This is a genomic window from Chitinophaga japonensis (assembly GCF_007830125.1).
In the GTDB taxonomy this organism is placed as follows: Bacteria; Bacteroidota; Bacteroidia; order Chitinophagales; family Chitinophagaceae; genus Chitinophaga; species Chitinophaga japonensis.
In genome coordinates this window covers 764,535-778,026 of the sequence record NZ_VLLG01000005.1, presented here as the reverse complement: position 1 = coordinate 778,026, position 13,492 = coordinate 764,535, and the positions used below count along the sequence as shown (strand labels likewise).

Annotated in this window: 8 protein-coding genes; 7 read left to right on the top strand and 1 reads right to left on the bottom strand. The window is 54.6% G+C overall.

The annotated features are described in order from the left end of the window. Nucleotides 1-6: 6 nt before the first annotated feature. The gene (gene uxaC / locus LX66_RS24360; RefSeq protein WP_145718291.1) at nt 7-1,446 is read left to right on the top strand and encodes a glucuronate isomerase; all 1,440 of its coding nucleotides are present in this window, start codon (nt 7-9) and stop codon (nt 1,444-1,446) included. 88 nt (nt 1,447-1,534) lie between these two features. On the opposite strand, the gene LX66_RS24355 is transcribed toward uxaC, so the two are convergent. Continuing rightward, nucleotides 1,535-2,398: an EamA family transporter gene (locus LX66_RS24355; protein WP_145718289.1), complete on the bottom strand. Its 864-nt coding sequence runs from the start codon at nt 2,396-2,398 to the stop codon at nt 1,535-1,537. Nucleotides 2,399-2,729: 331 nt separating this feature from the next. Between LX66_RS24355 and LX66_RS24350 the strand changes: the two genes are divergently transcribed. From LX66_RS24350 to LX66_RS24325, 6 genes are all read left to right on the top strand, one after another. After that, the gene (locus tag LX66_RS24350) at nt 2,730-3,734 is read left to right on the top strand and encodes a LacI family DNA-binding transcriptional regulator (RefSeq protein ID WP_145718287.1); all 1,005 of its coding nucleotides are present in this window, start codon (nt 2,730-2,732) and stop codon (nt 3,732-3,734) included. A gap of 177 nt (nt 3,735-3,911) precedes the next feature. Next, a complete protein-coding gene (locus tag LX66_RS24345) occupies nt 3,912-6,881 on the top strand; it encodes a SusC/RagA family TonB-linked outer membrane protein (RefSeq protein WP_145718285.1) in 2,970 nt (989 codons plus the stop codon). A gap of 19 nt (nt 6,882-6,900) precedes the next feature. Next, nucleotides 6,901-8,502 (top strand): RagB/SusD family nutrient uptake outer membrane protein, encoded by a 1,602-nt coding sequence (locus tag LX66_RS24340; RefSeq protein ID WP_145718283.1) that lies wholly within the window; start codon nt 6,901-6,903, stop codon nt 8,500-8,502. 110 nt (nt 8,503-8,612) lie between these two features. Further along, a complete protein-coding gene (locus LX66_RS24335; protein WP_145718281.1) occupies nt 8,613-10,466 on the top strand; it encodes a glycoside hydrolase family 13 protein in 1,854 nt (617 codons plus the stop codon). Nucleotides 10,467-10,481: 15 nt separating this feature from the next. Next, nucleotides 10,482-11,138, top strand: a complete 657-nt coding sequence (gene pgmB, locus LX66_RS24330) for a beta-phosphoglucomutase (RefSeq protein WP_145718279.1) — start codon at nt 10,482-10,484, stop codon at nt 11,136-11,138. A 15-nt stretch (nt 11,139-11,153) separates the two neighbouring features. Further along, nucleotides 11,154-13,466 (top strand): glycoside hydrolase family 65 protein, encoded by a 2,313-nt coding sequence (locus LX66_RS24325; protein ID WP_145718277.1) that lies wholly within the window; start codon nt 11,154-11,156, stop codon nt 13,464-13,466. Nucleotides 13,467-13,492: the final 26 nt, after the last annotated feature.

Here is a 13,492-nt window from a genome sequence, read left to right as displayed (position 1 = left end):
ATATTTATGAAGAGATTCCTCAACGAGCACTTCCTGCTGAATACAGCTACCGCTCAACGTTTGTATCACGAGTTCGCTAAAGAAATGCCGGTAATCGACTATCATTGTCACTTACCGCCGGCACAGATAGCGGCCGATATACAGTTTGAGAATCTGACACAGGCATGGCTGTACGGAGATCATTATAAGTGGAGGGCCATGCGCACCAACGGCGTGCCCGAGAGCTACTGCACCGGTAATAAATCCGATTGGGAAAAGTTTGAAAAATGGGCCGCCACCGTGCCCTATACGCTGCGCAATCCACTGTACCACTGGACGCACCTGGAGTTGCAACGCTACTTTGACGTATATGACATACTGAACCCTGCCTCCGCCGCTGCCGTATATGCTGCTGGTACGGAGAAGCTGCAGACGCCGGATTTTTCCGTGCGCAACCTGCTGCGCAAAATGAAGGTGGCGCTGGTATGTACCACAGATGATCCCGTGGATACCCTGGAGTATCACCGGCAGTTGAAGGAAGAAGGTTTTGAAATACCCATTCTGCCTGCTTTCCGGCCGGATTACGCCATGAATGTAAGCGATCCCGTAAAGTACAACCAGTACCTGTCCAGGCTGGAAGCCGCGGCAGACACAAGCATCAGCAGCTACCAGGACTTGCTGCAGGCCCTGAAAAGCCGGCACGATTTCTTTGCGACCATGGGCTGCTCCGTGTCCGACCACGGCATAGAGGAAATATATGCGGAGGAGTTTACTGAAGCGGAAGTGGCGGCCATCTTCAAAAAAGTGAGAGGCGGCGCACGGCTGTCCCCCGTAGAGGAAAGAAAGTTCAAATCCGCCATGCTGCTGCAACTGGCGGAATGGGACTGGGAAAAAGGATGGGTGCAGCAATACCACCTGGGCGCGCTGCGTAACAATAACTCCCGCATGATGCGCCTGCTGGGCCCCGATACCGGCTGGGACTCCATCGGTGATTTTCCGCAGGCCGCGGCGCTGGCAAAATTCCTGGACCGGCTGGACAGCCAGGATAAGCTGGCCAGGACCATCCTGTATAACCTGAACCCGGCAGATAATGAATTGCTGGCCACCATGATCGGTAACTTCAACGACGGCTCCGTGGCCGGCAAGGTGCAGTTTGGCTCCGCCTGGTGGTTCCTGGATCAGAAGGATGGCATGATCAGGCAATTGAACGCATTGTCCAATATGAGCCTCCTGAGCCGCTTTGTAGGCATGCTCACGGATTCCCGCAGCTTCCTGTCCTACCCGAGGCATGAATATTTCCGCCGCATCGTCTGCGACCTGTTCGGCCAGGAAATAGAGCAGGGCGAACTGCCCGGCGATATCGCCTGGGTAGGGAAGGTTATCCAGGATATCTGTTACTTTAACGCACAGCAGTACTTTAACTGGCAGTTCCTCGAACAGCCGGCGGACGTGGGAAGTATGAAGTAGGAGGTATGAGGTACGAAACAGGTAGTAGGAAGTTAAGAGTTATGTTATGTACTACCTCATACCTCCTACTTCTTTCTTCATATTCTTCCTATTTCCTGCCTCCTGTTATTCCCAGCAGCATCACCGCTACGCCTGCCCACTGCAATAATGAAATGGCTTCTCCCAGCACCAGCCTTGCCGTGATCACCGCTACCGGCAACTCTGCCGTCATGAGGATGGCGCCCAGCACTACGCCGGTGCGGGGGATGCCGGCGGAGAACAGCAATGGTGGAATAATGGTGCCGAACAGGGCCAGGAATACCGTCCATTTGGCAAGCCCGCTCACCAGCACCTCTGGATGGAACAGGAATCCCGGCATCGCTACCAGGAAAATGGCCGCCGTAGAGCCGCTCATGATCAGCGCGCTTTTTTTCAGGGCAGGCAGGTCATTGCCAATACGTCCGCTGGCTACTACATAAATGCCGTATATCACGGCGGAGGCTGCGGCCAGCAAGATGCCCTTTAAGGGCAGTATGATATTTCGCTGCGCGCACAGACCGCTGGCCATCACGGTGCCAGCCATGATCAGCAGGATGGAGCAGCCCTGCAGGCGGGAGGGCCGTTTCCCGAAAATGCACCACTCCAGCAGCATCCCGATCCAGGTGAATTGCATCAGGAAAATGATCGCCACGGAAGCGGGTATCCATTGTACCGATAAGTAGTATAAATGCACGCAAAGCCCGATGGAAGTGCCGGCCAGCGCTACTTTCCACCAGGCGGTAGTAGTTTGTGCCGCAGGTGTCGCAGGCTTTTTCAGCAGGTATAATGCCCAGAGCACCAGCATGCCCAGGCAGGCCTGGGAGCCGGAAATATCAGCGGTAGCATACCCCTCCTGGTAAGCTACCTTTACAAAAGTGGAGAGTATGCCGAAGCAACAGGCCCCGGCAAAGACCATTAAAACATATCTCGTCATGTAGCGTAAAGCGTTTGTCCGGTGCAGGCGCCAGGTTGTAAAAAAAACTTGCGCACACCGGGTGATGTAAGTGTGTGATGATGAAAATGGAAAAGGGAGGCAATACATTAGCAGGACAAGCCTGCGTGGGCCGTCCGCTGCCGCTAATCAACTGTCAGCCGGTTTACCTCGTAGCGGGAGGTGGGGGAGGAGTGGCAAAGCTGCCGGTAGGCCGCAGGGCGGTCACCATGTTAAGATATGTTCCGGGTAAGTGCATGATGGAATATTATACAGCGCAAAGATAATCAATCGCATCGTTCGCAGATGTAAATATATTGTATTTTAGTGCCTGATGGATAAGATCGATATAAAGCAGTTGGCAAAAGACCTGAACCTGTCAACCTCCACGGTGTCCCGCGCTTTCCGGGGCAATAGTGATATTAACGCCAAAACAAAAGAACGCATCCTGGCCCGCGCCCGGGAGCTGAACTACCAGCCGAACCTCTACGCCAGCAGCCTGCGGGAGCGTAAAAGCAAGACCATTGCCATCGTGGTGCCGGAGCTGGCCAACAATTTCTTTTCCCAGGCCATTCGCGGCATTGAGCAGGTAGCCCGGGAAAAAGGCTACCATACCCTCATCTACGTTACCGATGATGAATACCAGAAGGAAGTGTCCTTTATAGATAACATGTCCAACGGCCGGGTGGATGGCATTATTATGTCCGCCTCCGGCGAATCCAAGGATCATAATTACCTGAACAAGCTGAAGAAAAAGCACATGCCCCTGGTGTTCTTTGACCGCGTGTATGATGATATAGATGTAGCCAAGGTGACCACCAACGATTATGACAGCAGTTTTAACGCCACGCGGCATTTGATAGCCGCCGGCTGCCGCAGGATCGCTTTCCTGGTGATCAACAAAAGCCTTTCTATCGGTAAGATGCGCGTGCAGGGGTACATAGATGCCCTCAAAGCGGAACATATCCCGTTTAACGAGGACCTGATCATCGACTGCAGCAATGATCACCGGAAGAACTACAACATTCTTTCCAAAGTCATGAAAACACTGAAACCCGACGGACTTTTTGCTGCCGTGGAGCGCCTGGCCATTGCCAGCTACTATGTGTGCCATGACCTGGGCATTGCCATTCCCCGCAAGGTCAAGATCATCAGCTTCTCCAGCCTGGAGATAGCGCCCCTGCTCAATCCTTCGCTCACCACCATCACGCAGCCCGCCCTGGAAATGGGCATTAAAGCAGCGCAACTGCTCTTCCGGTCACTGGAAACATCCGCTCCCGTGCATGACCAGGTGGTGCTGAAGTCAAAGATCATTCCGCGGAAGTCCACCAGCGCTTAGCTCCGTAGTTCAGGTTGCGCGTCAGTGCGATCCCGCAGGCGTTCCACAAACTTTTTTTTGTCAGTTTCAAAATTTCCTTACTTTAGCGGCAACGTTATGTAATATTTTTTTACCACGTTTCGGGAACGTTCCCGGTATCGTTCCCGGTAGTTAACTAACTGAACAAAAATTTCACAGATGCAAAAACTACGCCTTATCAGGTTTGTATGGCTGTTATGCTTCATGGCGTGCTCCCTTGTCACCTATGCACAAACAGGAAGTATCAGCGGAAAGATCATGGATGAAACAGGACAGCCGCTGCCCGGCGCTACGGTGTTCATTAAAGGAACCAACCAGCACGCCATTGCCGGTCCTGACGGCAGCTTTAAGCTGCAACCGGTCAGCAATGGCGCCGCCGCCATTGTGATCCGGATGATCGGTTACCAGCCCATAGAAAGGGAAGTGACCGTCAACGGCGAGCTGCAGCAGGACTTCCAGCTCACGGCCGATACACATGGTTTGAATGAAGTAGTGGTAGTGGGGTACGGTACGCAAAAGAAAAGCGACCTGACCGGCTCCATCACCGCTGTTTCCTCCAAGGATTTTAATAAGGGTGTAGTTGCTACGCCGGAACAATTGATCACCGGCAAGGTGGCCGGCGTGCAGATCGTGGCAAACGGCGGCGCGCCCGGGTCGGCCAGTAAGATCCGCATCCGTGGCGGTTCTTCCCTGAACGCCAGCAACGATCCGCTGATCGTGATAGACGGGGTGCCGCTGGACAATGCCGAGGTAAAAGGCTCTTCCAATCCCCTGAGCTTCATCAACCCGAATGATATTGAATCATTCAACATCCTGAAAGATGCATCCGCTACCGCTATCTACGGTTCCCGCGCTTCCAACGGCGTGATCATCATCACCACTAAAAAAGGGAAAGCCGGCGACAAGCTGCGTATCAATTTCAGCACCCTGCATTCCCTCTCGCAGAAGGAAGGCATTGTACCGGTGCTGTCTGCCGGCGAGTTCCGCCAGTTGGTGAACGAAACAGGCTCCGATGAGCAAAAACAACTGCTGGGCAATGCCAATACCAACTGGCAGGACGAGATCTACCGCACTGCTTACAGCACGGATAATAACCTGAGCATCAGCGGCGCTATCAGATCTCTGCCTTTCCGCCTGTCGCTGGGTTATATGAACCAGGACGGTATCGTGAAAACTTCCAGCATGCGGCGCACCTCCGCCGGCTTAAGCCTGAGCCCCCGCCTGCTGAACGACCACCTGAAAATAGACGTGAACGTCAGGGGCGCGATCACCAACAGCCGCTTTGCAGACCTGGAGGCCATCAATGCCGCCGTGGCGTTTGATCCCACCCAGCCCGTGCATGTCAACAACCAGTTCGGGAATTATTTTGAATGGATAGATCCTACCAGCGCTACCGGCGCTCCTTATACCCTGGCTACCCGCAACCCCCTGAGCATGCTGGAGCTGAAGAACGATAAAGGAGAGGTGAAACGGAGCCTGGGCAACATACAATTCGATTACAAGTTTCACTTCCTGCCCGAGCTGAGGGCCAATCTGAACCTGGGATACGATGTATCCGAAAGTGAAGGCCGCACCCTGGTGCCCGCCTATGCTGGTAACGCCTATAACCGCGGGGGCATCGATAAGTCTTATTCACAGACCAAGAATAACAAGCTGCTGGACTTTTACCTGAACTATGCAAAGGACCTGAAAGGTATCCACAGCCGCATCGATGTTACCGGCGGTTATTCTTACCAGGATTTCATCCGTACGGAGCCGGCCTACCCGGACCTGAATGCGAAGGGCGACACTATCAGCGCCGCCGGTGTGCCTTTCAAAACGCAGAACACGCTGGTGTCTTTCTTCGGCAGGGTGAACTACACTTTGCTGGACCGCTACCTGCTGACAGCAACGGTGCGCCGCGACGGCTCCTCCCGTTTCCGGGAGCACTGGAGCACTTTCCCTTCCGTAGCCCTGGCCTGGCGCATCAACCAGGAATCTTTCCTGAAAAATGCAAAAGTACTGTCTGACCTGAAGCTGCGTGTAGGCTACGGCGTAACCGGGCAGCAGGACTTCGGCGGCCTGTTGACGGACTACCCTTACCTGCCCCGCTACACCATCGGCGATCCTACCGCGCAGTACCAGTTTGGCAGCAGCTATTACCTGACGCTGCGCCCGGAAGGATATGACGCCAACATCAAATGGGAAGAAACGGAAACCTATAACGCAGGCCTGGACTTTGGCTTCCTGAACAACCGGGTATCCGGCAGCATTGATTACTACGTGAAGAAAACCAAAGACCTGCTGAGCGTGATACCGGTAGCAGCCGGCTCCAACCTCACCAACCAGTTGCTGACCAACGTAGGTAACATTGAAACAAAAGGCCTGGAGTTGACGCTGAACGCCACCCCGGTGAGCACCCGGAATTTCAACTGGGACGCGGGTTTAAACTTTACTTATAATACCGTGGAGATCACCAACCTTACCAAGGTAAAAGACCCGAATGCGCAGGGCATCCCCGTAGGCACCATTGCAGGCGGTACGGGCAATACCATACAGATACATTCCGTGGGTTATGCGCCCTTCTCTTATTTCGTGTACAAGCAGGTGTACAAGGACGGCAAACCGGTGGAAGGAGAATACGAGGACCTGAACAAGGACGGGCAGATCACCCCGGATGACCGTTACCGTTATAAATCGCCCAATCCGAAATTCCTGCTGGGCTTCAATTCGCAGTTCTCCTACAAGAACTGGAATGCAGGCTTCTCCCTGCGCGGCAGCATCGGCAACTACGTATATAACAATGCCAGCTCCAACAACGGCGCCTACCGCAATTTTTCTTACCCGAATTACCTGGCCAATGTATCCCCCAGCGTGCTGGAAACCAATTTCGCGGTGAACCAGTATTTCTCCGACTACTATGTAGAGAATGCTTCTTTCCTGCGAATGGACAATTTTACCCTGGGGTACAGCTTCAAAAACATCTTAAAGGATAAAGCAAGCCTGCGTGTATCCGCTACTGTGCAGAATGCCTTTGTGATCACCGGCTACAGCGGCCTGGACCCTGAGCTGGGTATTGGCGATGGTATAGACAACAAGTTCTATCCCCGCCCGCGCGTGTATTCCCTGGGCCTGAACCTTGATTTCTAACTGACCAAAACCGGAAAAAATGACAAAGCAACATATCAATAAGTGGTTCCTGGCCGGCTGTGTGAGCATGAGCATGCTGTTAGGCGCCTGCACCAAGGACCTGGACCGTACGCCTTTTTACGACGAAACCTCCGCCAGCGTATATGAAGATTTCAGTAATTACAAATCCGTACTGGCCAAACTCTACGCCGGCTATGCCATTAGCGGCCAGCAGGGCCCTGCGGGCAAGCCGGACCTGACCGGTATAGACGAGGGCTTTTCCAACTACATCCGCCAGTACTGGCAGGCGCAGGAGCTGTGCACGGATGAAGCCGTGATTTCCTGGAACGACGGCACCCTGCCGGATTACCATAAAATGACCTGGACCTCCGGCAATGAGTTCATTAAGGCTACCTACGACCGTATCTATTACGAGGTTGCCGTGTGCAATGAATTTATCCGCGAAACCACCGATGATAAGCTGAACGGCCATGGCATTACCGGCGCCGACCTCGAAGAAGCGAAGCACTACCGGGCAGAAGCCCGTTTCCTGCGGGCGCTGGCTTACTGGCATGCACTGGACCTTTTTGGCAATGTGCCCTTCGCTACCGAGAACGATGAGGTGAGCGCTTCCTTCCTGCCCCCGCAGATCAGCCGCGCGGACCTCTTCGCTTATATTGAATCAGAGCTGACCGCCATTGAGAACGACCTGGTGGATGCCCGGCAGAATGAATACGGCAGGGCGGATAAAGCCGCTGCCTGGACCCTCCTGGCTAAGCTGTACCTGAACGCGGAAGTATACATCAACCAGTCGAAGTATACGGAAGCCATCACCTACTGCAATAAGGTGATCGCTGCCGGGTATAGCCTGTCAGACGAATACCGCAAACTGTTCCTGGCAGATAATAACACTTCGCCCGAGCTGATCTTTCCTATTACGTTTGACGGTATCCGCACCAAAACCTATGGCGGCATGACCTACCTGGTGCATGCGCAGGTAGGCGGCAACATGGATGCCTCCAGCTTTGGCATTAACGGCGGATGGTCCGGCCTGCGCACCACCAGCGCATTTGTAAATCTCTTTGCAGACGTCAGCGGTAATACGGACAAGCGCGCCATGTTCTTTACCAACGGCCAGCAACTGGAGATAGACGATATCTTCAATTTCACGCATGGCTATGCCATTGCCAAGTACCGGAATGTAACCGCTGCCGGTGTGCATGGTTCCGACCAGACCGGCGACTTCCCGGATACGGACTATCCCATGTTCCGCCTGGCAGATGTATACCTGATGTATGCGGAGGCCGTGCTACGCGGAGGCGCCGGCGGGAGCACCGCTACCGCTGTACAATATGTGAACGCGCTCCGGGAGCGTGCCTATGGCAACACCAATGGCAATATTACCGCTGCACAGCTCACGCTGGACCTGGTGCTGAATGAAAGAGGCCGGGAGCTGTTCTGGGAAGGGCATCGCCGTACGGACCTGATCCGCTTCGGCAAATTTACCGGCAGCAGCTACCTGTGGCCCTGGAAGGGCGGGGTGAAGGAAGGAAAGGCCGTGGAGGATTTCCGCACGCTGTATCCCATACCGGCTACAGACAGGACCGCTAACCCGAACCTGGAACAGAACAATGGTTATTGAATGTGCAGATGTGCAAATGTGCGGATGTGCAAATAGTAAATGAAAAGCACCGCGCCAATACATCTGCACATTCGCACATCTGCATATTTGCACATTATAACGAGTACCCAATGAAACCGAAACATTATTTATTAGCGTTCCTCTGCCTCTACTATACACTCCCCGCTTTCTCGCAGGTGCCGTCCCTGGAACGTGTGGAGCCGGCCTTCTGGTGGACAGGCATGCAGCAGCCATTCCTGCAGCTCATCGTGCATGGCGACAAGATCGCGGAGCGCAGCGTGTCCCTGGAATACCCCGGCGTAACGCTGCGGCAGGTGCATAAGGTGGAGAACCCGAACTATCTTTTCCTGGACCTGGACATTGCAGCCACAGTTGCACCGGGCAGCTTCCAGCTCCGTTTCAGTAAGAAAGGAGCAAAAGACCTGCAGTATACCTACGAGCTGAAAGCCCGCAATACGGCTGCCAAAGCACAAGGCGTGACCAGCGCCGACTTGATATACCTGGTCATGCCGGACCGCTTTGCCAACGGCGACACCGGTAATGATATAGTGAAAGGCATGCAGCAGACCACCCTGAACCGCGACTCCATGTACTACCGCCACGGCGGCGATCTGCAGGGCATTATAGATCACCTGGATTACCTGCAGGACCTGGGCGTAACGGCCCTCTGGCTGAACCCGGTGCTGGAGAACGACCAGCCATCGGCCTCTTACCACGGGTACGCCGCTACGGAAAATTATAAGATAGACCGCCGCTACGGCAGCAATGAGCTGTATAAGCGCCTGGTGGATGAGTTGCACAAACGCGGCATGAAGATGGTGCAGGACCTGGTGCACAACCACATTGGCAGCCAGCACTGGACCATGCGTGATCTTCCCTCCAAAGACTGGGTGCACCAGTGGCCGGTATTTACCCGGTCCAATTTCAGGGAGCAGCCCCTGTTCGATCCGTATGCAGCAGCAATAGACAAAAAGCTGATGACCGACGGCTGGTTTGATTACCACATGCCGGATATGAACCAGGACAATCCCTATGTGCGCAACTACTTTACCCAAAGCCATATCTGGTGGATAGAATACGCCGGGGTGGACGGGTTCCGGCTGGATACCTATGGGTATAACGATGCCGGTTATATGAAGGAATGGGCGGAGGCCATGAAGGCGGAATACCCCCAGCTCACTTTCTTTGGCGAGACCTTTGTGCACGGCGTGCCCAACCAGGCCGTTTTTACACAGGGCAACACCCTGAACCGCGGCTTTGATACAGCGTTGCCGGGTGTTACGGATTTCCAGTGTCTCTGGGCCATTTCGGACCTGGTAAACGGGAAGAAGCCTGCGCAGGATGGCGTAACGGAATTGTACAATACGCTGGCGAATGATTTTGTGTACCAGGATGCTACCCGCAACGTAGTGTTCCTGGACAACCATGACCTGAGCCGCTTTTTCTCCGTGGCAGGAGAGAACCTGCACAAGTATAAGCTGGCCCTGGCCTGGCTGCTCACCACCCGCGGCATCCCGCAATTGTATTACGGTGCGGAGATAGGAATGAAGAATTTCTGCAACCCGGACGGGCTGGTGCGCGAGGACTTTAAAGGGGGCTGGCCCGGCGATCCGGTGAACAAGTTCACCGCTGCCGGCCGCACGCCCGCAGAGAATGAAATGTTCGATTACCTGCGGAAGCTGGCCGGTTACCGGAAACAGCATACCGTGCTGCAAACCGGGCGCCTGATGCAATACGTGCCGGAGAACGGCGTATACGTATACTTTCGCTATGATGACAGCGAAACGGTTATGGTGATCATGAACGGGAATGACAAAGCGCAGCACCTGCCGCCTGGCAGGTTTACGGAAAGGACGCAGGGCTTCAGCAAGGCCGTGGACATTATTACCGGCAAAGAACAGGTCCTTGCGGATACGATAGTGGTGCCGGCGCTCACCACCCTGGTTTTCGAGCTAAAAAACTAACAGCTTTTTTAAATAATGATACAGGCATACATTTTTGACCTGGATGGTGTGATCGTGGACACGGCAGTGTACCACTACCGGGCCTGGAAACGACTGGCCAATGAACTGGGATTTGATTTTACGGAAGCGCAGAACGAAGCGCTGAAAGGCATCAGCCGCGCACGTTCCCTGCAACTGATACTGGAATGGGGCGGCGTGCAGCGAACGCCTGCAGAGCAAAAGGAACTGGCCGGCCGCAAGAATGAATGGTACGTGGAAATGATCAGCCGCATGACGCCGGATGAAATACTGCCCGGCGCTAAAGAGCTGCTGGCGCAGGCAAAGGATGTCGGCATCCGCACCGCCCTGGGATCGGCCAGTAAAAATGCGGGCATCATCCTGGAAAGGACTGGGTTGCTACCCCTGTTCGATGTGATCGTGGATGGCAACACCGTATCCGCTTCCAAGCCGGACCCGGAAGTGTTCCTGCAGTGCGCGGCAAAGCTGGGCATTGCGCCTGCGCATTGCATGATATTTGAAGATGCCATTGCTGGCATTGCCGCTGCCAGGGCGGCCGGCATGAAAGTGATCGGCATCGGGGATGCGGCTGTGCTTACGGGAGCCGATGCTGTACTGCCTGGCTTGCAGGATATGACCATCGCAAAACTCCAAACGTTAACAGCCAACAGCTAAAAGTGAGCAACCTATATGAAGCACTACATCAAAGTGGATGAATGGAACATTATCGAAGAGGGCTTCGATCCCCACGTTAATAAGGTGTCTGAAAGCATCTTCAGCATCGGTAACGGCCGCATGGGCCAGCGGGCAAATTTTGAAGAAGCTTATTCCGGCGAAAGCCTGCTCGGCAATTATGTGGCAGGCGTTTACTATCCCGATAAGACCCGCGTGGGGTGGTGGAAGAACGGTTACCCCGAGTATTTCGCAAAAGTACTGAATGCCGCCAACTGGATAGGCATCGACATACGCATTGGCGATGAAGTGCTGGACCTGGCCACCTGCCAGGTCAGCGGCTTCAGGCGGGTGCTCAACATGAAAGCCGGCTACCTGGAACGTTCCTTCACCGCTACGCTTGGCAGCGGTAAAAAAGTGCAGGTGCATGCGCAGCGCTTCTGCAGCATTGTAGACGATGAAGCGGGCGCTATCCGTTACCGCATTACCCCCCTGAACTTTGACGGGCAACTGGACATTACGCCTTTCATAGACGGGGATGTAAAGAACCAGGACGCCAATTACGATGAAAAGTTCTGGGAGGAGGTACAGCGCCGGACAAGCGGCTGCAGCGCCTACCTGACGCTGCGCACCAAAAAAACGGGCTTTGATGTATGTACCGGCCAGCAGTTCCGGGTGTATTGCGAGGGCGAACCGGTAGCGGAACCGGTGCTGCCGGTGGAGGCCGAAAAGTATGTGGCAGGGCGTATAGTGGTGCCCGTTACAGCAGGGCAGGAAGTGACGATAGAGAAATTTGCCGCCAACCTGTCCTCAGAGAACCATCCCCGGGAAACCCTGCCGGACGCCTGCAGGGAACTGGTGGAAAGCTGTTTCGCCAAAGGTTTTGACCGCATGCTGGAAGCGCAGGCGGCCGCCTGGGCGGCCAAGTGGGAGGAAAGCGATATCGTGATCGAGGGGGATGCCGCAGCCCAGCAGGGCATTCGTTTTAACATCTTCCAGCTCCACCAGACCTACACCGGTGAGGACGCACGCCTGAACATAGGCCCCAAAGGCTTTACCGGCGAGAAGTACGGCGGCGCCGCCTACTGGGACACGGAAGCGTATTGTATTCCCTTTTACCTGGCGACAGCCGGCCCCCAAGTAGCGCGTAACCTGCTGCTGTACCGTTACCGCCATCTGCCCAAAGCGATTGAGAACGCAGCCAAGCTGGGCTTCAGCAACGGGGCTGCCCTGTATCCCATGGTGACGATGAACGGCGAGGAATGCCATAACGAATGGGAGATCACTTTTGAGGAGATACACCGCAATGCTGCCATTGCCTTCGCCATTTACAACTATACCCGTTATACCGGCGATACTGCCTACCTGGCGGATTATGGCCTGGAGGTGCTGCTGGCCATTGCGCGTTTCTGGGCGCAGCGTGTGAGCTGGAGCGATGCCCGCCGGCAATACGTTATGCTGGGCGTAACCGGCCCCAATGAGTACGAGAACAATGTAAACAACAACTGGTATACCAATACCATGGCCGGCTGGTGCCTGCAATATGCATTGGAGGCGCTGGAGCAGGTGCAGCGGGAGGCGCCGGAAAAATATGCGGCGCTGCTGGCGCGCATACAGTTTCATACGGAAGGTGAGACTGTGCAGTGGCAGCACATTATCCGTCACCTCTGTTACCCGGAAGATAAAGCGCTGGGCATTTTCCTGCAGCAGGACGGTTACCTGGATAAGGAGCAGGTGCTGGCTAAAGACCTGGACCCTGCGCAGCGGCCGCTTAACCAGCACTGGAGCTGGGATCGCATACTCCGTTCCTGCTTTATCAAGCAGGCGGATGTGCTGCAGGGATTATACTTCCTGGAAGATCGTTTTGATGAAGGCACGCTGCGCCGGAATTTCGATTTTTATGAACCGCGCACGGTGCATGAAAGTTCGCTTTCTCCCTGTGTGCACGCCATTATAGCCGCCAGGTTGGGGGATGAGCAGCGGGCCTATGAATTTTACCTGCGCACTTCCCGTCTGGACCTGGACGATTATAATAATGATACCGAGGACGGCCTGCACATTACTTCCATGGCTGGCACCTGGATGAGCGTGGTGGAAGGATTTGCCGGGATGCGGGTGCGCAACGGCGAGCTGCATTTTGCTCCCTTCCTGCCCGCCAAATGGCAATCCTTTGCTTTTAACGTCCGTTTCCGCGGTGCATTGCTGAAAGTGGAGGTAAGCAGGCAGGGGGTGCGGATATGCAATCATGGGGACCAGGAGCTGCGCATATATTTGTATGAACAGGCGTATGGGGTAAAAGCACAGTCGCAGTTGCAGGCATTGAGGCAATAATGGTTTAATTTTAACTGAATTAATAA

Excerpts from the sequence above, each read along its gene's own strand:
- uxaC (WP_145718291.1), top strand. The coding sequence starts at position 7 with ATGAAGAGATTCCTCAACGAGCACTTCCTGCTGAATACAGCTACCGCT.
- LX66_RS24355 (WP_145718289.1), bottom strand. The coding sequence starts at position 2,398 with ATGACGAGATATGTTTTAATGGTCTTTGCCGGGGCCTGTTGCTTCGGC.
- LX66_RS24350 (WP_145718287.1), top strand. The coding sequence starts at position 2,730 with ATGGATAAGATCGATATAAAGCAGTTGGCAAAAGACCTGAACCTGTCA.
- LX66_RS24345 (WP_145718285.1), top strand. The coding sequence starts at position 3,912 with ATGCAAAAACTACGCCTTATCAGGTTTGTATGGCTGTTATGCTTCATG.
- LX66_RS24340 (WP_145718283.1), top strand. The coding sequence starts at position 6,901 with ATGACAAAGCAACATATCAATAAGTGGTTCCTGGCCGGCTGTGTGAGC.
- LX66_RS24335 (WP_145718281.1), top strand. The coding sequence starts at position 8,613 with ATGAAACCGAAACATTATTTATTAGCGTTCCTCTGCCTCTACTATACA.
- pgmB (WP_145718279.1), top strand. The coding sequence starts at position 10,482 with ATGATACAGGCATACATTTTTGACCTGGATGGTGTGATCGTGGACACG.
- LX66_RS24325 (WP_145718277.1), top strand. The coding sequence starts at position 11,154 with ATGAAGCACTACATCAAAGTGGATGAATGGAACATTATCGAAGAGGGC.